We start from the raw sequence: 18,900 nt of genomic DNA on the forward strand, positions 1-18,900 counted from the left end.
ATTGACCTATTACCGGAAAACCAGATCCTGTTCTAGTCTAGCCCCTTTTCAAAAGTTTCCCCTCTGGCCGCCGGAGGCATTCTTCTCTCCCCTACAGCTTCTGGTCGATGTCCGTGAAGCAGGGGATGCAGTAGGTCTTGCCGCCGTAGCGGCGGGTGCGGGATTCCATGGTCATTTCGCCGCACTGGTCGCAGCGCAGGCTTTGCAGCACGGCGGCGGGGCGGGGCGCGGGGCAGTCCAGGGGGGTGACGGCGAACATGTCGTCCAGGTCCAGGGTCATGAACCGTTCGATGCCCGTTTCACGGGATTCTCCGGGCCCCCCCATAGCGGAGTCCCTGAGCACGGCGCGGAACCCCTTGCCGGACTTGCGATCGAAGAAGGTGAAGGCGCGCTTGCCGTAGTCGCGGTGGATGAAGTTGCCTTTGCCCAGGGTGCAGTCGGTCAGGAACTGGATGGCGTCCACGCCGCACATGTCGGTCTCGGCCACGGCGACGAGGTCCAGGGTGTCCAGGTCGCCCAGTTCCCGCCGGGCCAGTTCCACGGCGCGGACGCCGATGGTCAGGCCGGGGCAGTGGTGGCCGTGGAAGACGATGGCCGCGTCGATCTTGTCCTGGGGAATGGAGCAGGGCATGGGTGTCTCCTTGTGAATTGGGGCTATGCGGCCGGGACCACCATGGGGTGGCCCTGGACGTGATGGATGTGCACGGGCAGGCCGTAGACCTCCTCGACCACGTCGGAGGTGACCTCGCAGACCGGGCCGGTGGAGTGGATGCAGCCGTTCTTGAGGAACAGGACCTTGTCGGCGTAGCGCAGGGCGGTGTTCAGGTCGTGCATGGTCATGATCGCGGCGATGCGGTGTTCGTCCACCACCCGGCGGAGCATGGTCAGGATGTCCACCTGGCTCTTGAGGTCCAGGCTGGAGGTGGGCTCGTCCAGGAGCATGAGGCGCGGTTCCTGGACCAGGGTGCGGGCGATGGCCACCTTCTGCAGTTCGCCGCCGGACAGGCAGTCGATGTAGCGCAGGGCGAGGTGGTTCATGTGCAGCCGTTTCAGGGCGGAGTCGACCATCTTGAGGTCCTCCTCGCCCACGCGCCAGACGATGTGCGGCTTGCGGCCCATGAGCACAGCGTCGAACACGGTCAACCGGGCGGCCTCGTTGCGCTGGGCCACGTAGCCGATGCCCAGCGCGATCTCGTGCGGGCGCATCTTGAGCACGTCGCGGTCCTCCACCAGGACCTTGCCCGCGCTGGGTGCGTGGATGGCGTTGATGCACTTGAGCAGGGTGGTCTTGCCCACGCCGTTGGGGCCGAGGATGGCCAGGAGTTCGCCGCCGTTCAGGCCGAACTCCACGTCGCGGAGGACCTCGGAGCCGTTGTAGGCGAAGTCGAGGCCGTTGACGGAAAGGATCATCTGCGCTGCCCCCTTATGATGAGGTAGATGAAGACCGGCGCGCCCATGAACGCGGTCAGGACCGAGACCGGGAGCATGTGCGGCGCCAGGATCAGCCGGGCGGCGGTGTCCGAGGCGAGCAGCAGCAGGCCGCCCGCCAGGATGGTGCACGGCAGCAGGAAACGGTGGTCCGAGCCGATGACCCGGCGGACCATGTGCGGGACCACCAGGCCGACGAAGCCGATGATGCCCAGAAAGGCGATGATCACCGCCGTGAGCATGGAGGCGAGCATCATGCCGATGAGCCGGACGCGGTCCACGCGCACGCCGAGTCCCTTGGCGGTCTCGTCGCCCGCGTCGATGGCGTTGTAGTTCCAACCGTTGGCCAGGAAGTACAGGGAGGTGACGGCGGTTATCCCGGTCATGACGCCCAGCTCGGTCCAGGAGGCCCGGGCCGTGTCGCCGAAGGTCCAGAAGACCATGGCCGCCAGCTGCACGTCGTCGGCGAAGAATTGCAGGAACATGGTCCCGGCGGTGAACAGCGCGCCCAGCGCCACGCCGGTCAGGATCATGATCTCTGGCGAGGAGCCGCGCAGCCTGGAGACCCCGACAATGACTCCGGCGGCGGCCAGGCTGAAGACGAAGGCCACGCCCGTGGTCAGGTAGGGGTTGGTGATGTTCACGGCGTCCGCGTTGGTGGAGCCCATGATTCCGCCGCCCAGGACCATCACGGAAAAGGCCGCGCCGAAGGCGGCCGCGTGCGAGATGCCCAGAGTGAAGGGCGAACCGAGCGGGTTGCGCAGGATGGACTGCATGACCGCCCCGGCCACGGCCAGCCCGGCCCCGGCCACGATGGAGGCCAGGGCCTGGGGCAGCCGGATGTTCCAGACGATCACGTCGAACCGCTTGGACACGGCCCAGCCCATGAGGGTTTTGGCCACGTCCGCCACCGGGATGTTGGCCGCGCCCAGGGAGATGGAGACGACCAGGGCCGCAGCCAGCAGTCCGCCGGTCAAGCAGACCACGGCGAGCTTGACGCCTATGTACCGCCGGTATTCGGCCGGGACCTGACCGTCGGAGAAGTGCATCTAGTTCACCGGGACCGGCTGGAAGGCCATGCCGTGGAACAGGCCGTTCATGTCCTTGAAGACCGGCTTGCCCACCAGGAAGGTATATATCTCGTCCGCCTTGGCAGCCGGGTCCACGTCCGCGAACCGGCCGGGGTAGAGGACCTTGCCGATGAAGTAGGCGTCGGCCAGGATGGAGCCGAAGTTCTGGGTGTACCAGTTGTACGGCAGCACGCCGTAGACGCGCCCCTCCTTGACGGCGGAGAGCATGCGGTAGGCCGGGTCGGTGCGCAGCTCGAACAGCCCGCCCGCTTCGTCGCCCAGCTGCAGGGTGGCCAGGTCCAGGAAGAGCACGTCCGGATTCCACTCGACGATCTTCTCCTTGGCGATGTCGGACTGGGTCAGGCTCTTGCCCGCCTTGCCCGCATCGTAAGCCAGGTTGATGGCGTTGACGAACTGGAACGGCGGATAGGCCGGTTCCGTGGACTGGAAGCCGTGCGGGCCGCGGAAGGCCACGCCGCCCAGGTAGACCGAGGACCGCTCCTGGCCCGGCACGTCGCCCGTGCGGCGGCTCAGGTCGGCGATGAGTCCGTCGATGTACTCGATGATCTCCTCGGCGCGCCGCTCCCTGCCCATGGCCCGGGCCATGATGCGCAGGCTCTTGTACAGGGCGGGCCGCTTGTCGCCCAGGTCGCCGTAGTCGAGGACCACCACAGGGATGCCGGTCTTGTCCTGGAGCTCCTGGGGATCGTAGCCCATGGACGAGGCGTAGGTCTTGAAAATGACCTGGGGCTGGGGCTCCAGGGTCAGGATCAGCTCGGGATTGTCGTGCCCCCGGAACTCGCCGAATATGGGCATCTTCTTGAACTGCGGGTTGGCGATGGCGTAGGGCCGGGCGTCGAACTTGCGGCGGCGGACCTCGATGTCGTCCACGGCCACGACGCGGTCCTGGGCCCCGAGATAGGTCAAGAGCCGCAGGCAGCCGGAACCGGAGCAGATGGCGTGCTCGATGGTGTCCGGGATGTCGTTGGTCCTGCCGTTCGAGTCGGTCAGCGTGCGCGCCGACACGTTGGCGGGCACGGCCAGAAGGAACAGGAGAAGGGCGCAGAAGAGATGATGTTTTTTCATTTGAACACCTTGTGGAACACACAAAACATTGATTGCAACCCGGTAGTTGCTACGAATATATAAAATGTAACACTATAATCTTCCTAAATAAAACCCGGAATGGCGTCAAGAGGGAAATGAAAACGGACTGTTGCGGTCTGCATTGTTCCGGATGCGCGTCATGGCGGATGGACCGGTGGGCTGGGAAAAGAAAAGGCGGCCCCGCTCGAACTGAGCAGGGCCGCCGTGTTATCGGTCGGCGGACGATCAGAACTGTTCGAATTCGCCGTCGTCGGGGTCGTCCGCGTCGAGGGCCAGGCCTCGGGGAGCGCTCGGAGCGGCCTGGATGGTCGCTCCGGGCAGGGGGGTGCGCGAGGGCTTGGACACCCGGGCCACGGTCCGGGCCGAAGGGGCCGATCCGCCCTGGACCTTGAAGAAGGCCACGAGCTGTTCCAGGCCGTGCGCCTGCCCGGCCAGGTCGGCGGAGGTGGAGGCCATCTCCTCGGAAGCGGCCGCGTTCTGCTGGACCACGTGGTCCAGCTGCTGCAGGGCCGCGTTGATCTGTTCCGCGCCCGCGTTCTGTTCGTTGCTGGCCGCGGTGATCTCGCGGATGAGTTCGGCGGTCTTCTCGATGTCGGGGACCATCTCCTTGAGCAGGTCGCCGGCCTTGACCGCCACCTCCACGCTGGAAGTGGACAGTTGGGATATCTCGGCCGCGGCCTGGCCGCTGCGTTCGGCCAGCTTGCGTACTTCGGAGGCCACCACGGCGAACCCCTTGCCGTGCTCGCCCGCCCGGGCCGCCTCGATGGCCGCGTTCAGGGCCAGGAGGTTGGTCTGTCGGGCGATCTCCTCGACGATGGTGATCTTCTGGGCAATCTCCTGCATGGCCGAGACGGTTTCGCCCACGGCCTGCCCGCCGAGACGCGCGTTGTTCGAGGCCTTGTCCGCTATGGCGACCGTGGTCTGCGAGTTCTGGGCGGTGGCCCGGATGTTGCCCGCCATCTCGTCCATGGACGAGGAGACTTCCTCAAGGGCCGAGGCCTGCTGGGTGGCCCCGTCGGACAGGGCGCTGGACGTGCCGGACAGCTCCTCGCTGCCCGAGGCCACGCGCGAGCTGCCGTCCACCACCTGGCCGACGATGTCGGTCAGCTTTTCGGACATGGTGTTCAGGGCCTGGAATATCTCGCCCACGTCGTCCCGGCGGCGGGTGTCGAGGCGGGCGGTGTAGTCGCCGTCCGCCGCCCGGCGCAGGACCCGGACGATGCGGCCCAGCGGCTTGATCAGCAGCCGGTTCATGTAGAACCACATGGCCACGCCGATGACCGCCAGGACCAGCAGGGAGAGCAGGGTGGCCGAGACGGCGTTGCTCCACACCGGGGCCATGATCTCCGAGGTCTCGGTGAAGGCGATGAACTTCCAGCCCAGGGCGGGCGAGGTATGGACCACGGCCATGTAGTCCGTGCCGCGCAGGACGCCGTTCAGGGCACCGTTGTTCAGGGCGAAGGCCCTGGCGTAGAGCTGGTCGGACAGGTCCTTGACATTCTTGAAGTTGTTGTCCGGCTGCCGGGGGTCGGCGATGACCACGCCGTCGTTCTGGATCATGACCACGTAGCCGGTCTCGCCCAGGCGGACCTCCTGGATGAGCTTGGTCAGCTGGGCCAGTGAGAGGTCCATGGCGACCACGCCCAGGACCTTGCCGCCGTCGCCGACCACGGCCTTGGCCGTGCTGACCATGGCGTCGCCGGTGGTGGACACGTAGGCCTCGGACACGACCGGCTTGGCCGGGGAGGCGGCCGCTTTGGCGTACCAGGGCCGGGAGCGCGGGTCATAGCCCGCCGGGATGCCGGATTCGCCGCCGATGACGAACCCGCCGTTGGCCGTGCCCAGATAGCAGTCCTCGTAGCTGGGGTGGGAGGCCAGGATCATGCGGTAGAATCCCTGGATGGCCTCGCCCGCCGTGTCGCCGGGCTCAAGATACCGCTTGGGATACTTCTTGTTCGCGTCGAGGTAGTTGGTCTTGATGTCATCCACCTGTCTGGCGCGCGGGTCCTCGGCCATCATGGCCGTGTTGTTCAGAGTCTCCTGCATGTACATGGAGATGGTTCCGTCTACATGCTTGAGCTGCCCGGCCGCCGAGGTCCGGCTGTAGTTCACAGAGTCGTTGTAGATGGAAGTCAGGCTCACGGTCAGGATGGCGGCGCAGAGCAGGAAAAGCGATATGGCGAATGACAGGATGATTTTCACTCTGACATTGAAATGCATGACAAACTCTTTTGTTGAAGGTTGCTATGGTTTTTTTGTACGTTTCATGGTTGACTTATTGCCATTATAATCTGGGACCCATTATTTTTCAGTTACGGTTTCGTGTCGATCCCCTTCCGGGTTTGCCGGTGCCGGGCCACTTGGCTTGGCCGGGGAAATTGCGTAACGTGCTTGTCCTTATGCAACGGAAGCGGACAAGAGCAGTGAACATCGGCGGCGTGGGCATCGGCGGGGACAACCCGGTCCGGGTCCAGTCCATGTGCAACACGGACACGCGCGACGTCCCGGCCACGGTGGCGCAGATCAACCGGTTGGCCGAGGCCGGGTGCGAGATCGTGCGCTTGGCCGTGCCCGACGAAGCGGCGGCCGCCGTGCTTGCGGCCATCCGCGAACAGTCGCCCGTGCCGCTCATCGCGGACATCCACTTCGACCACCGGCTGGCCCTGGCCGCGCTGGACGCGGGCTTCGACGGCCTGCGCATCAACCCCGGCAACATCGGGGACGAGGCCAAGGTGGACGCCGTGGTCCGGGCGGCCAAGGAACGCTCCATCCCCATCCGCATCGGGGTCAACGGCGGGTCGCTGGAAAAGGACCTGCTCAAACAATACGGCGGCCCTACGCCCGAGGCCATGGTCGAGTCCGGCCTGCGCCACGTGCGCATGCTTGAGGCGCGCGGCTTCAACGACATCAAGATTTCCCTCAAGACCTCTTCCGTGCTCAAGACCATAGCCGCCTACCGGCTCATGTCCGAGCAGGTGGATTACCCGCTGCACATCGGCATCACCGAGGCGGGCACGCTCGTGCGTGGGGCGGTCAAGTCCTCGGTCGGGCTGGGCATCCTTCTGTATGAAGGCATCGGCGACACCATGCGCGTATCCCTGACCCACGACCCGGTGGCCGAGATCGGCGTGGCCTATGAAATCCTGCGCAGTCTCGGCTTGCGGGAACGCGGCCCGGAGATTATATCCTGCCCTACCTGCGGGCGCACCGAGATCGGCCTGATCGAACTGGCCGAGCAGGTGGAGGCGGCGCTCAGAGGCGTCGAAGAGGTCTTTACCGTGGCCGTCATGGGCTGCGTGGTCAACGGTCCGGGCGAGGCGCGCGAGGCCGACATCGGCATCGCCGGAGGCCGGGACCTGGGCATTATTTTCCGCAAGGGCGAGGTGGTCCGGAAGGTCCGGGGCAACGCCAACCTGCTGCCCGAATTCATGAAAGAAATCGATAAATTCCTGGAAGAAAGGAGAACCGACTAGATGCGTCTTTCCCGCTATTACATCCCGACCCTCAAGGAGGACCCGGCCGACGCCGAGGTGGTCTCCCACAAGCTCCTGATGCGCGCGGGCATGATCCGCAAGCTGACCAGCGGCATTTACAACTACCTGCCGCTGGGCCTGCGCTCCATCAACAAGGTGGGGCAGATCGTGCGCGAGGAGATGGACCGCGCGGGCGCACTGGAAGTCCTCCTGCCCATGGTCCAGCCCGCCGACCTGTGGAAAGAGACCGGCCGCTGGGAGTACTACGGCAAGGAACTGCTCCGCTTCAAGGACCGCCACGACCGCGACTACTGCCTCGGACCCACGCATGAAGAAGTCATGACCGACCTGGTGCGCGGCGAGATCAAGTCCTACAAGCAGCTGCCGGTCAACCTGTACCAGATCCAGACCAAGTTCCGCGACGAGATCCGGCCCCGGTTCGGGCTCATGCGCGGCCGCGAGTTCATCATGAAGGACGCCTACTCCTTCGACAAGGACGAGGCGGGCGCGGAAAAGTCCTACTGGGAAATGTTCAACGCCTACAAGGCCGCGTTTTCGCGCATCGGCCTGCGCTTCAAGCCGGTCCAGGCCGACTCCGGGGCCATCGGCGGCGACTTCTCCCACGAATTCATGGTCCTGGCCGAGACCGGCGAGGACACCATCGCCTCCTGCCTGCACTGCGACTTCGCGGCCAACCTGGAGAAGGCCAAGGTCAACGCGCCCGCAAACGGTTCCATCGACGAATCCGCCGTGCCGCCCCTGGAAGAGGTCGCCACTCCGGGCGCGCACACCGTGGACGAGGTCTGCGAATTCCTCAAGATCACCCCGGACAAGCTGATAAAGACCCTGCTCTTCGTGGTCGACGGCAATCCGGTGGCCGGGTTGGTGCGCGGCGACCGCGAACTGAACGACGTCAAGCTGCGCAACCTGGTGGGCGGCAACGAGATCGAGCTGGCCGACGAGGCCATGGTCCGCAAGCTGACGGGCGCGCCCGTCGGTTTCGCCGGGCCCGCCGGGCTGGACCCCGAGGTGCCCGTCTACGCGGACCACGAGCTGCTCGCCGCCACCGACTGGGTGGCCGGAGCCAACAAGGGCGACACCCACGTGCTGCACCTGGCGCTCGGCCGCGACTGCGAGGTCGTCCAATACGCCGACCTGCGCGTCATCGAGCCCACCGACGCCTGCCCCGAATGCGGCGGCGCGATCGAGTTCACCAAGGGCATCGAGGTCGGCCACGTGTTCAAGCTCGGCCTCAAGTACTCCGAGAAGATGGAAGCCACCTTCCTGGACGAGAACGGCAAGTCCCAATACATGATCATGGGCTGCTACGGCATCGGCGTGTCGCGCATCGTGGCCTCGGCCATCGAGCAGAACTTCGACGAGAACGGCTGCTGCTTCCCGCCGTCCATCGCGCCGTTCGAGGTCTGCCTGATCTCGCTCGGCGGCAAGGACCAGGACGTGGCCGACAAGGCCGAGGAGCTCTATGCCGAACTGCAAAAACTCGGCGTGGACGCGGCCTTCGACGACAGAGGCGAGCGCCCCGGCGTCAAGTTCGCCGAGGCCGATCTCATCGGCTATCCCATGCAGCTCGTGCTCGGCGGCAAGGGCCTCAAGAACGGCATCATCGAAGCCAAGGACCGCAAGACCGGCGAAAAGATCGAGCTGCCCCTCGACACCTTTGCCGAGTCCTTCGCCGCCTGGCGAAATCAGATCTGGAATAACTGGGGCCTCCAGACTCCGTAGATTCCGTACGCTCGTTGACATTGCAAACTCCCCGGCGCGGAATCGCGCCGGGGAGTTTTTTGTTTGCCTCCGGCGGCCGGGGGAAGGGGAAGGAAAACCCTTTGAAAAGGGCTTTTCCTTCCCCTCCCCCCGGACCCCCATCCCCATCCTTTCCGAAACTTTTTGTGCGCTTCGCGGGGGGGGGAGTAAAATGGAGATGATGGTTGTAGTTGTTGAGGCACGCCAAGTGGCGTCCGCACGGCATCCGCGAAGCGGCGATAAAAAGTTCTGGAAGGGGAGTCCAGAGGGGAAACCTCTTCCAAGAGGTTTCCCCTCTGGCCGCCGGAGGCATCCGACATCCGGCATTCTCCCTCTCCGCGCTTTCCGGTTGAAGCGTGGGGGTGGGGGTGGTAGGTTGTGATCGGCCGGGAAAACCATATGGGAGAGAGAAGATGACTATCGAGAGTGGCATTGCATTGGCCTTGGCGACGCTGGTGTTCGCGTGCATCCCGGGGCCGGGCATTTCGGCTGTGGTGGCGCAGTCCCTGGCGCGCGGTTTCAAGGCCGGGGCCGGGTTCACCTGCGGGCTGGCGCTCGGCGACGTGTGTTATCTGCTGACCGCGTTGTTCGGCATGGGCTGGGTGGCCTCGCAGATCGGGCCGTATTTCGTCATTTTGAAATGGGCGGGCGCGGCCTACCTGGTGTACATGGGCGTGAAGTGCTGGCGGGCCAGGCTGAATGTAGAGCAGGCCCAGTGCGACATGCCGGTCCGTCCGGGCCGCAGCTTCCTGGCCGGGCTGTGCGTGACGCTGGGCAACCCCAAGGCCATCGCCTTCTACTGCGGCTTTTTGCCCGGCTTCGTGGACATGCGGGCCCTGACCGGCACGGACGTGGCATTGGTCATGGGGATCATTGTCCCGATCATCGCCACGGTCCCGCTCGTCTACGCCGCACTTGCCGCGCGCGGCCGCCACGCCATCCGCTCGACCCGGCTGTGGAAGGCCATGAACCGTACAGCCGGCACGATCATGATCGGCGCGGGCGTGGCCATCGCTTCGGAGTAGCTTGGAATAATATAAAATAAACCGGACCCTCTATCCCCCCTTCGCGAAGCGACCCAAAAAGTTTCGGAAAAGGAGGGGATGGGGGTCTGGGGGAAGGGGAGGGAAAAGCCCTTTTCAAAGGGTTTTCCCTCCCCTTCCCCCAGCCGCCGGAGGCATTCTTTGTCGACAATACTGACCGTTTCCGAACTGACCAAATCCGTCAAAGCCTTGCTGGAGGCCGAGTTTCCGTTCGTCTGGGTGCGGGGGCAGGTGTCGAATCTGGCGCGTCCGGCATCCGGGCACGTGTATTTCACGCTGACCGACGGGGACGCGGCATTGAGCGTGGTCTGGTTCAAGTCGTCGCAGCGTTCGGCCGAGCCGGTGCGGCTGGGCGCGGACAAGGTCAACCCGTTGACCGGGGAGATCGAGGAGGACGAGGGCGGCACGGCCTTGACCGGCAGCGGCATCGAGGACGGCATGGAGGTGCTCTGCGCCGGGCGGCTGAACGTGTACGAGCCGCGCGGGCAGTACCAGTTGGTGGCCGAGCTGGTCCAGGCCCAGGGCGTGGGCGACTTGGCCATGGCCTTCGAGGCGCTCAAGAAGAAGCTGGCGACCAAGGGATATTTCGACGAGGACCGCAAGCTGGAACTGCCGCGCGACCCCAAGCGGGTGGCGGTGGTCACCTCCAAGTCGGGCGCGGCCATCAGGGATTTTCTGCGCATCGCGGACACGCGGGGCACCGGGGCGGAGATACGGATTTATCCGGTGCTGGTCCAGGGCGACCGGGCCCCGGCCCAGATCGCGGCGGCGCTCGATCTGGTGGACGATGAGGCCTGGGCCGAGGTGGCCGTGCTCATCCGGGGCGGCGGGTCGCTGGAGGATTTGTGGGCCTTCAACACCGAGGAGGTGGCGGACGCCATCTACCGGGCGCGGCTGCCGGTGATCACCGGCGTGGGCCACGAGCCGGACGTGTCCATCGCGGATTTTGTGGCCGACAAGCGCGCGGCCACCCCGTCCCACGCGGCCCAGGAGCTGTGGCCGAGGCGCGAGACATTGGCCCAGAAGGTGGACGTCCTGGACCTTGGGCTGGCGCGGGCCTATGCGGCCTGGCTGTCGGGCAAGGAGGGCGGGGTCGAGCACCTGCGCAAGGCGCTGGTCTGGCTGTCGCCCCAGCGGCGGCTGGAGCGCATGGAGGACCGTTTTTCCGCGCTCATGTCCCGGTTGCAGGGGGCCGGGCTGGACCATTATTTCGAGCGCGCCGAACAGGGCGCGCGGGCGGCCGAGGGGCTGTCCCGGGCGTTCGGCACCCACAGGTTGGACGGGTTGTCACGCGACGCGGCCGGGCTGGCGCACCGTTTGAACCGGGCTTTCGGGCCGGGGAGCGTGGACGGGCTGGCCGGGGCCGTGGACGGACTCGGGCGCAGATTGGACAAGTCCGGGCGCGGGGCCCCCGAGACTGCTGCGCAGCGATTGGCCGTGCTTGAGACGGCTTTGCGCGGGCTGGACCCCGAGGGGCCGTTGGATCGCGGATACGCCCTGGTGCGCGTGGCCGGGACAGGAGAATTTTTACGTGACCCGAGAAGGGTGACGAAGGGCGACGCACTTGATATCACGGTCCGCGACGGCCGAGTGGCGGCCACGGTGACGGACACCCGACCCAACGAGGAATAGAGGTTTATGCGACGGTTTTTACTGCTGGTGATGTTGGCGGCCCTGCTCGGTTCTTCCCTGAACGTAATGGCCCAGGACCAGGCTCCGGCTTTGGATCAGGGCCAGGCCCCGGCCTTCGGGCTGCAGGAGGGCGACAGCCCCGCTCTGGTGACCAAGGATGACGCCCCGGCGACGACCGAGGCCGAACCCGCGCCGGTCAAGTCGGTCCCGGCCCTGGTGCTGGCCGCGCCGCGCAAGGCGGGCGTGGGCAAGCCGTTCCTGGTCCGGCTGACCTCGGACCTGCCGCTGGAGTCGGTGTCCGTGCATTGGCAGGGGCGCGAGGTGGTCCCGTCCATCTCGGTCTGGAACAACCGGCACGTGGCCTTGGCCATGCTCGGCACGGACGTGCTTTCCGAGCGGCCCGGCAAGGAGGACCTGGTGGTCATCGCCTCGGTGGACGGCAAGGAGAGCACCCTGCGCCGCACCGTGCGCATCACCCCGGAGGACTATCCGAGGCAGGAGCTGACCCTGCCCGAGAAGATGGTCACCCCGCCCAAGGGCGTGTACGAGCGCATCGAGGCCGAGGGCAAGCAGACCACGGAGGCCAAGAACACGGTTTCGGCCACGCGGTTGTGGCGGCTGCCGCTCGAGCGGCCCGTGCAGGGCAAGGTTTTGTCCGTGTACGGCGCGCAGCGTATCCTCAACGGCAAGCCCAAGAACCCGCACCGGGGGCTGGATTTCCGCTCGGCCATGGGCAATCCGGTCAAGTGCGTGGCCGACGGCAAGGTCATCCTGGTGGGCGACCACTACTACGCGGGCAACTCGGTCTACGTGGACCACGGCAACGGGGTGGTTTCCATGTATTTCCACCTGTCCGAGCCCACGGTCAAGGAAGGCGACGAGATCAAGCGCGGCCAGACCGTGGGCCTGACCGGCATGACCGGCCGGGCCACCGGGCCGCACCTGCATTTTTCCCTGTCGGTCCTGGGCGATCTGGTCGACCCCGCGCCGCTGTTCACCACAACCGCCGACAACATGCTGCAATAACGGCGCATAATAGGTAACCATGAATAATCGCAAACTTTTCGGTAAGCGGCCCTGGCCGCTGATGTCCTGTCTCGCCCTTCTCGCCTTTCTCTGCCTGACCGGCCAGGCCCGGGCGGGCGGCATGGTCGATGTCCAGGCCCCGTCCTCTGCGGGCCGGGGCAAGGCCTTCATGGTCCGTATTGCTACCTGGTACCCGCTCGAGGACCTGGAAGTGCGCTGGAACGGCAAAAGCGTGCATCCGGCCGTGGCAAAGACCGGCGAGCGGTCCGAGGCCGTGCTGCTGCTCGGCGTGGGGCTGCGCGGTGAGACCGGCACGTATCCGCTGGAGGTGGTGGCCCATATCTGGGGGCATGAGCACAGGTTTTTCAGGTCCATTGAGGTGGGCGAATCCGAGTGGGGCACCGAGACCCTGTCCGTGCCCCCGAAGATGGTCCGCCCGCCCGCGTCCGAACAGGCGCGCATCGAGAAGGACCGGGAGATGGTCCGGGCCGCCCTGGCCTTGGCCTCGCCCGAGCGGTACTGGTCCGCGCCCCTTTCCCGGCCGGTCAAGGGCAAGATGCTCAGCCGGTTCGGCCTTTACCGGACCTTCAACGGCAACGTGGCCTCCCGGCACACCGGCCTGGACTTCCGGGCCTGGCTCGGCACCCCCATCCACGCCGTGGCCGCCGGCAAGGTGGTCCTCAAGCGTTACCTCTACTACGGCGGGAACACCGTGATCATCGACCACGGCAACGGGTTTTTGTCCATGTCTTGCCACCTGTCCAAGACAAAAGTGAAGGAAGGGGATATGGTCGAGGCCGGACAGGTCGTGGGCCTGTCCGGGGCCACCGGGCGCGTCACCGGCGCCCACCTGCACCTGGCCGTGTTCGTGCTCGGCGCGGTGGTCGATCCGGAACCGTTCTTTGACGGGACGTTTTCGGCTGAAGTTAATGAAAAGTGAATGAATCTAGATAATAACTGATAGTTGTAGAGAATCAAACGCGGGCAGGCCGCGAGAGAGCGCCCCGGGATGGGGCAGGGAGAACCGGGTGTCCGGATCAGCCTTACAGAGAATCATGCTGGGAGCGATCGTTCCCGTGCTCGTCTATTACGCCGGTCGCAGGCTCGGCGTGGGCATGGTCGGCGCGGCGTTGGCCGCGGCCTGGGGCGTGGGCATTTCGGTCTGGTTTTTCGTCCGGGACCGGGAGGTGGACGGGTTCTCCGCCATCGGCGCGGCGTACTGTCTGGCCGAACTGGCCGGGCTGGCGGTCACGCGCAACCCGGATTGGTACCTGCTGTCGCCCATCGTCTCGAACACGGCCATGGGGTGTGTGTTCGTGGCGTCCATGGCCTTCCGGCGGCCGCTGATCCAGCTTTTGGCCGAGCAGACCGCCGGAAAGGACGCCTTTCCGGACAGCGTGCGCGAGAGCGGGTATTACCGCTCCCTGTGGCTGAGGCTGAGCGTGCTCTGGGGCGGGGCGTATTTTCTCAGGGCGCTCGGGCTGTGGATCATCCTGAAGGGCTGGCCCATGGAGGTCTATCTGGCGGCCCGGGTCGTCCTGGACTGGCCGGTGGTGGCCGCGCTGATCGCCTTGAGTTTCTGGTACCCGAAGATTTATTGGAGACAACGGCTGCATCCTGTGGAAGACAGGGAATATGGAGAGTGACATGACAACGACAAGCTTCGAAGACCGCCTGGAGAGGCTCAAGCTCGTGGTGGAGCAGTTGGAGCGTGGCGACCTGCCCCTCGAGGAGGGCGTGGCCCTGTACAAGGAGGGGCTCGAACTGGTCAAGGCGTGCGGCAAGCAGCTGGAGACCGCCCGGCACGAGGTCAAACTCGTGTCCGAGGGGCTGGTCCGCGAGTTCGACGTGCTCGAGGCGCTGACCTCCGACACGGAGGACGAACAGTGACCTTCAAGGAAGAACTGGGCCGCCGCGCCGCCGTGGTGGAGGACTATCTGGTCACCTGCCTTCGGGACAAGGGCGTCCCGGAGCGGCTGCTCAAATCCATGGAATACTCCCTGCTGGCCGGGGGCAAGCGGCTGCGGCCCGTGCTGGTCCTGTCCTGGAACGGGCTGCTCGGCGGGGAAGCGGCCAAGGCCATGCCCTTTGCCGCCTCGCTGGAGTGCATCCACACCTATTCGCTGATCCACGACGACCTGCCGGCCATGGACGACGACGACCTGCGGCGCGGGCGTCCGTCCAACCACAAGCAGTTCGACGAGGCCACGGCCATCCTGGCGGGCGACGGGCTGCTGACCGAGGCCTTCGGGCTGATGGCCGCCGCGTCCCTGGACAAGGGGCTGCCCGCCGACCGCGTGCTGCGGGCCATTTCCGTGCTGGCCCAAGCGGCCGGTGCGGGCGGCATGGTCGGCGGCCAGGCCGTGGACATGGAGCTGACCGGGCGCACCGGCGTGCCGCTGGAGGAGCTCAAGAGGATGCACGCCATGAAGACCGGGGCGCTGTTGACCGCCTCCTGCGAGTGCGGGGCGATCCTGGCCGGGGCCGATGAGCCGGACATCAAGAACGCCCGCGAGTTCGGGCGCAAGATCGGCGTGGCCTTCCAGATCGTGGACGACGTGCTCGACGTGGTCGGCGACACCGCGACCCTGGGCAAGCCTGCGGGCAGCGACGAGGCCATGGGCAAGAGCACGTATCCGGCGCTCATCGGCCTGGACAAGAGCAAAACCCTGGCCAGGGAGTACGTGGACGACGCATTGACGCATTTGTCGGGCTATTTCGGGGCGGAACAGGAGTTCCTATGGCAATTGGCCCGATACATAGTAGACAGGGTGTATTGATTGCACTAGGATTTCGCTTCCATGATCAAAGACCCCAAACAGACAGCCATCCTGTCCAAGATCCACAAGCCCGGTGACGTCCGCGCCCTGGAAGGCGACCAGATCGATATCCTGGCCCAGGAATTGCGCGACATCATCATCAGCCAGGTGTCGGCCCACGGCGGCCATCTGGCCCCGTCGCTGGGCGTGGTGGAGCTGACGCTCGCCCTGTTCCGGTCGTTCGATCTGGAGCGGGACAAGCTGGTCTGGGACGTGGGGCACCAGGCCTACGCCCACAAGCTGCTCACCGGCCGGGTCGACGAATTCCACACCCTGCGCCAGAAGGGCGGGTTGTCCGGCTTCCCGCGCATGGCCGAGTCGCCCTACGACCATTTCGGCGTGGGCCACTCGTCCACTTCCATCTCGGCCGCGCTGGGCATGGCCATGGCCCGCGACCTCAAGGGCGAGGACCATGAGGTGGTGGCGGTCATCGGCGACGGCTCCCTGACCGCCGGACTGGCTTTCGAGGGGCTGAACCAGGCGGGCGACCTGGGCCGCAAGATGGTCGTTGTCCTGAACGACAACGAGATGTCCATCTCCAAGAACGTGGGCGCGCTGTCGCAGTTTCTGAGCCGCAAGATGACCACCCCGTTCCTGCAGCGACTCAAGAGCGACGTGGAAGGGCTGCTGGCGACCATCCCCAAGATCGGCGACGACCTGGCCGGATACGCCAAGCGGTACGGCGATTCGGTCAAATCCTTCTTCACCCCGGGCATTCTGTTCGAGGCGTTCCATTTCACCTACGTGGGCCCCATCGACGGCCACGACACGGCCACCATGGTCAAGGTCTTTGAAGAGGTGAAGAAGCTGAACAAGCCGGTGTTGGTCCACGTCATGACCAAGAAGGGCAAGGGCTACGAGCCCGCCGAGTCCGACCCGTCCCACTACCACGGGGTGGGCGAGTTCATCCCCGAAACCGGCCTGGCCCGCAAATTTTCCGGCTCCGGCCTGCCGTCCTACACGACCATCTTCGGCGACACCCTGTGTTCGCTGGCCGCCAAGGACGACAAGATCATCGCCATCACCGCGGCCATGCCCGAGGGCACGGGCACGGAATGTTTCCGCATGAATTACCCGGAGCGGTTCGTGGACGTGGGCATCTGCGAGCAGCACGCGGTCACCTTTGCCGCAGGGCTGGCCACCCAGGGGTACAAGCCCGCAGTGGCCATCTACTCCACCTTCATGCAGCGCGCCTACGACCAGATCGTGCACGACGTCTGCCTGCAGAACCTGAACGTGAATTTCTTCCTGGACCGGGGCGGCCTGGTGGGCGAGGACGGGGCCACCCATCACGGGGCCTTCGACATGAGCTATCTGCGCCACATCCCGAACCTGGTGGTCATGGCCCCCAAGGACGAGGCCGAGCTGGCCCGGATGATGGTCACGGCCTTTGATTACGACGGCCCTTGCGCGGTGCGTTATCCGCGCGGCACCGGGGTCGGGGCCAAGGTCTCGGCCAATCCGAAGAAGATCGCCGTCGGCAGGGGCGAGCTCATGCGCGACGGCGAGGACGCCCTGATCATCACCATCGGCTCGCGGGTCTACCCGGCGGTGGAGGCGGCCATGGAGTTGGTCGAGGACGGCCTGCACGTGGCGGTGTTCAACACCCGGTTCGTCAAGCCGCTGCCCGAGGAACAACTCCTGGAGCTGGCCGACCGGTTCGAGCGTATCCTCCTGGTGGAGGAAAATGCCCTGGCCGGAGGATTCTGCTCGGCCGTGCTGGAGCTGTTCAGCGAACGCGGCGTCATGGACGGCAAGCGTATCAAGCGGCTCGGCCTCCCGGACGAGTTCGTGGAGCACGGCACCCAGAAGGAGCTGCGCCACATGCTCGGCATCGACAAGGACGGCATCAAGCGGACGCTCAGGGAGCTCTGCGGGTAACCGGCATGACGGCCCGCGAGACCCTTCCGCCCGGCACCGGCCTCGGCACAAGATTGGGTCGCTTCCTGCGCGGCGTGTCCACCCTGCGCCACTGGATGGGACTGGGCGGAACCCGGCTAGGCTTCCACATCCCGTACCGCTGGGCCGGGAGCCTCGCCCCCTTCACCCAGGACGACCGCTACGAATGGCTCAAGGCGGCCTGGGACGCGGACCGCACCCCCTTCGAGAACACGCTTTTCCTGATGGAGAAACATCTGGACCGGCTCAGGGATTTTGTCGTGGCCGACCCCGGCAACGCCGACCGCCCGCGTTTCGACCAGAGCTGGTTCCCCGGCCTGGACGGCGGTGCCGCCTACGCCCTGGTCCGCGAACTTTCGCCCGCCCGGATCATCGAGATCGGCTCGGGCCACTCCACGCGGTTTCTGGCCCAGGCCGTCCGCGACGGCGGGCTCGCAACCCGGCTGACGTCCATCGACCCGGTGCCCAGGCGGGGCATCGACCATCTCTGCGACGAAGTGGTCCGGGCCACCCTGGACAAGGCGGACCCGGCCGTTTTCCGCGACCTTGCTCCCGGCGACATCCTGTTCTTCGACGGCAGCCATATCGCCATGCCCGGCTCGGACGCGGACACCCTGTTCAACGGCATCCTGCCAGCCCTGGCCCCGGGGGTGTGGGTGCACGTCCACGACGTCTTTCTGCCCAACGGCTACCCGGACATCTGGGAGTGGCGCGGCTACAACGAACAGCTCCTGGCCGCCAGCCTCCTGGCCGGGGGCGACCGCTTCCGGGTCCGCTTCGCCTCGGCCTATGTACGCCGGTACATGGCCGAGGCCATGGCCCACTGGCCGATCCCCGTCCCGGACCAGGCCTTCGAATCCTCCCTCTGGCTCGAAAAGACTGCCTGATTTCGCTTCTCCGACTTCAAGACGCAACCCAAGACGGTCCGAGTATGAGCACGGCCCTTCAAATTTATACGCTTCGAGCGAAGCGAGTACCAAAAAGTTTAGGAAAGGAGAGGGGATGGGGGTCCGGGGGAAGGGGAGAGGGACAACCCTTTTCAAAGGGTTTCCCTCTCCCCTTCCCCCGGCTGCGGCGCGCTAGCGCCCGCAGCACTTCTTGTATTTCTTGCCCGAGCCGCAGGGGCAGGGTTCGTTGCGGCCGATCTTGGGTTCCTTGCGGATGGGCGGCCCGGCGACCATCTGTCCGTCCACGTAGAGCCACTTGCCGTCGATGAAGTGGAACCGGCTGCGCTCGCGGTGATCCTGCTCCTCGCCGTCGATGGCGTACTTGGCGGAGAACTCCACGATGCCCGCCTCGTCGCCTTCCAGCCCGGCCCAGGTGTCGTGGATGGTCAGCCCGAGCCACTCGGCGGATTCGGCCCACTGGCGCACGGACGCGTCATCGTGGTCCTTGAGGGCCTCGGGCGCGAGGGTGGCCTTGAGATAGTCGAGCTCCTTGAGCACGTAGGCGGTGTAGCGCGAGCGCATGAGCGCTTCGGCGGTGGGAGCCGCGGCCTCGCCGGAGATATAGGGGGCGCAGCACTGGGAAAGTTCCAGGCCGGACCCGCAGGGGCATTGATTGGACATGGGTTACCTCGTTTGGTTTTGGTCAGCGGATTGTAGAGAAAACCGCCCGGCTGTCAATGAGTAAGCGCTTGCCC

General features: G+C 65.7%; 17 protein-coding genes. 11 read left to right on the forward strand and 6 right to left on the reverse strand.

Features of this window, described 5'->3' with window-relative positions; genetic code table 11:
* Nucleotides 1–91: 91 nt before the first annotated feature.
* The 5 genes from ACR42D_RS03880 to ACR42D_RS03900 form a co-directional block, all read right to left on the reverse strand.
* A complete protein-coding gene (locus ACR42D_RS03880; protein ID WP_484565551.1) occupies nt 92–631 on the reverse strand; it encodes an FmdE family protein in 540 nt (179 codons plus the stop codon).
* Between the two features lie 23 nt (nt 632–654).
* Nucleotides 655–1,410: an ABC transporter ATP-binding protein gene (locus ACR42D_RS03885; RefSeq protein ID WP_484565552.1), complete on the reverse strand. Its 756-nt coding sequence runs from the start codon at nt 1,408–1,410 to the stop codon at nt 655–657.
* Entirely contained in the window at nt 1,407–2,477 is a 1,071-nt protein-coding gene (locus tag ACR42D_RS03890; protein WP_484565553.1) for a FecCD family ABC transporter permease, read from the reverse strand. Before ACR42D_RS03890 ends, ACR42D_RS03885 begins: the two co-directional genes overlap by 4 nt.
* Nucleotides 2,478–3,584 carry an iron ABC transporter substrate-binding protein gene (locus ACR42D_RS03895; protein WP_484565554.1) on the reverse strand — a complete coding sequence of 369 codons (1,107 nt, stop codon included), beginning with the start codon at nt 3,582–3,584 and terminating at the stop codon, nt 2,478–2,480.
* Between the two features lie 246 nt (nt 3,585–3,830).
* Complete coding sequence (locus tag ACR42D_RS03900) at nt 3,831–5,825, reverse strand: methyl-accepting chemotaxis protein (RefSeq protein ID WP_484565555.1); 1,995 nt, start codon at nt 5,823–5,825, stop codon at nt 3,831–3,833.
* Between the two features lie 179 nt (nt 5,826–6,004).
* Between ACR42D_RS03900 and ispG the strand changes: the two genes are divergently transcribed.
* The 11 genes from ispG to ACR42D_RS03955 all read left to right on the forward strand — a co-directional run bounded on the left by ispG (nt 6,005) and on the right by ACR42D_RS03955 (nt 18,145).
* The gene (ispG, locus tag ACR42D_RS03905; RefSeq protein WP_484565556.1) at nt 6,005–7,078 is read left to right on the forward strand and encodes a flavodoxin-dependent (E)-4-hydroxy-3-methylbut-2-enyl-diphosphate synthase; all 1,074 of its coding nucleotides are present in this window, start codon (nt 6,005–6,007) and stop codon (nt 7,076–7,078) included.
* Nucleotides 7,079–8,821, forward strand: coding sequence for a proline--tRNA ligase (locus ACR42D_RS03910; protein ID WP_484565557.1), 1,743 nt, complete (start codon nt 7,079–7,081; stop codon nt 8,819–8,821).
* 431 nt (nt 8,822–9,252) lie between these two features.
* Nucleotides 9,253–9,864, forward strand: coding sequence for a LysE family translocator (locus tag ACR42D_RS03915; protein WP_484565558.1), 612 nt, complete (start codon nt 9,253–9,255; stop codon nt 9,862–9,864).
* 159 nt (nt 9,865–10,023) lie between these two features.
* A complete protein-coding gene (gene xseA, locus ACR42D_RS03920; RefSeq protein ID WP_484565559.1) occupies nt 10,024–11,514 on the forward strand; it encodes an exodeoxyribonuclease VII large subunit in 1,491 nt (496 codons plus the stop codon).
* Between the two features lie 6 nt (nt 11,515–11,520).
* The gene (locus ACR42D_RS03925; RefSeq protein WP_484565560.1) at nt 11,521–12,540 is read left to right on the forward strand and encodes a M23 family metallopeptidase; all 1,020 of its coding nucleotides are present in this window, start codon (nt 11,521–11,523) and stop codon (nt 12,538–12,540) included.
* A gap of 19 nt (nt 12,541–12,559) precedes the next feature.
* Nucleotides 12,560–13,480 carry a M23 family metallopeptidase gene (locus tag ACR42D_RS03930; RefSeq protein WP_484565561.1) on the forward strand — a complete coding sequence of 307 codons (921 nt, stop codon included), beginning with the start codon at nt 12,560–12,562 and terminating at the stop codon, nt 13,478–13,480.
* A 115-nt stretch (nt 13,481–13,595) separates the two neighbouring features.
* A complete protein-coding gene (locus tag ACR42D_RS03935; RefSeq protein ID WP_484565562.1) occupies nt 13,596–14,186 on the forward strand; it encodes a VC0807 family protein in 591 nt (196 codons plus the stop codon).
* Nucleotide 14,187: 1 nt separating this feature from the next.
* The gene (gene xseB / locus ACR42D_RS03940; RefSeq protein ID WP_484565563.1) at nt 14,188–14,430 is read left to right on the forward strand and encodes an exodeoxyribonuclease VII small subunit; all 243 of its coding nucleotides are present in this window, start codon (nt 14,188–14,190) and stop codon (nt 14,428–14,430) included.
* A complete protein-coding gene (locus ACR42D_RS03945; RefSeq protein ID WP_484565564.1) occupies nt 14,427–15,320 on the forward strand; it encodes a polyprenyl synthetase family protein in 894 nt (297 codons plus the stop codon). The genes xseB and ACR42D_RS03945 overlap by 4 nt, the downstream gene beginning before the upstream one ends.
* A 21-nt stretch (nt 15,321–15,341) precedes the next feature.
* On the forward strand, nt 15,342–17,240 hold the full coding sequence (gene dxs / locus ACR42D_RS03950) for a 1-deoxy-D-xylulose-5-phosphate synthase (protein ID WP_484565565.1): 1,899 nt from the start codon (nt 15,342–15,344) through the stop codon (nt 17,238–17,240).
* 5 nt (nt 17,241–17,245) lie between these two features.
* Nucleotides 17,246–18,145 carry a class I SAM-dependent methyltransferase gene (locus ACR42D_RS03955; protein WP_484565566.1) on the forward strand — a complete coding sequence of 300 codons (900 nt, stop codon included), beginning with the start codon at nt 17,246–17,248 and terminating at the stop codon, nt 18,143–18,145.
* 192 nt (nt 18,146–18,337) lie between these two features.
* Here the strand turns inward: ACR42D_RS03955 and ACR42D_RS03960 are convergent, their stop codons facing one another.
* Nucleotides 18,338–18,826, reverse strand: a complete 489-nt coding sequence (locus tag ACR42D_RS03960; RefSeq protein WP_484565567.1) for a YchJ family protein — start codon at nt 18,824–18,826, stop codon at nt 18,338–18,340.
* Between the last annotated feature and the right edge of the window lie 74 nt (nt 18,827–18,900).

This window comes from Pseudodesulfovibrio sp. lm2024 (assembly GCF_051175575.1).
GTDB lineage: Bacteria > Desulfobacterota > Desulfovibrionia > Desulfovibrionales > Desulfovibrionaceae > Pseudodesulfovibrio > Pseudodesulfovibrio caledoniensis.

Bases quoted from the DNA above. Each gene is read 5' to 3' on its own strand.
- ACR42D_RS03880 (WP_484565551.1), bottom strand. From the start codon at position 631: ATGCCCTGCTCCATTCCCCAGGACAAGATCGACGCGGCCATCGTCTTC.
- ACR42D_RS03885 (WP_484565552.1), bottom strand. From the start codon at position 1,410: ATGATCCTTTCCGTCAACGGCCTCGACTTCGCCTACAACGGCTCCGAG.
- ACR42D_RS03890 (WP_484565553.1), bottom strand. From the start codon at position 2,477: ATGCACTTCTCCGACGGTCAGGTCCCGGCCGAATACCGGCGGTACATA.
- ACR42D_RS03895 (WP_484565554.1), bottom strand. From the start codon at position 3,584: ATGAAAAAACATCATCTCTTCTGCGCCCTTCTCCTGTTCCTTCTGGCC.
- ACR42D_RS03900 (WP_484565555.1), bottom strand. From the start codon at position 5,825: ATGCATTTCAATGTCAGAGTGAAAATCATCCTGTCATTCGCCATATCG.
- ispG (WP_484565556.1), top strand. From the start codon at position 6,005: ATGCAACGGAAGCGGACAAGAGCAGTGAACATCGGCGGCGTGGGCATC.
- ACR42D_RS03910 (WP_484565557.1), top strand. From the start codon at position 7,079: ATGCGTCTTTCCCGCTATTACATCCCGACCCTCAAGGAGGACCCGGCC.
- ACR42D_RS03915 (WP_484565558.1), top strand. From the start codon at position 9,253: ATGACTATCGAGAGTGGCATTGCATTGGCCTTGGCGACGCTGGTGTTC.
- ACR42D_RS03925 (WP_484565560.1), top strand. From the start codon at position 11,521: ATGCGACGGTTTTTACTGCTGGTGATGTTGGCGGCCCTGCTCGGTTCT.
- ACR42D_RS03930 (WP_484565561.1), top strand. From the start codon at position 12,560: ATGAATAATCGCAAACTTTTCGGTAAGCGGCCCTGGCCGCTGATGTCC.
- ACR42D_RS03935 (WP_484565562.1), top strand. From the start codon at position 13,596: ATGCTGGGAGCGATCGTTCCCGTGCTCGTCTATTACGCCGGTCGCAGG.
- xseB (WP_484565563.1), top strand. From the start codon at position 14,188: ATGACAACGACAAGCTTCGAAGACCGCCTGGAGAGGCTCAAGCTCGTG.
- dxs (WP_484565565.1), top strand. From the start codon at position 15,342: ATGATCAAAGACCCCAAACAGACAGCCATCCTGTCCAAGATCCACAAG.
- ACR42D_RS03955 (WP_484565566.1), top strand. From the start codon at position 17,246: ATGACGGCCCGCGAGACCCTTCCGCCCGGCACCGGCCTCGGCACAAGA.
- ACR42D_RS03960 (WP_484565567.1), bottom strand. From the start codon at position 18,826: ATGTCCAATCAATGCCCCTGCGGGTCCGGCCTGGAACTTTCCCAGTGC.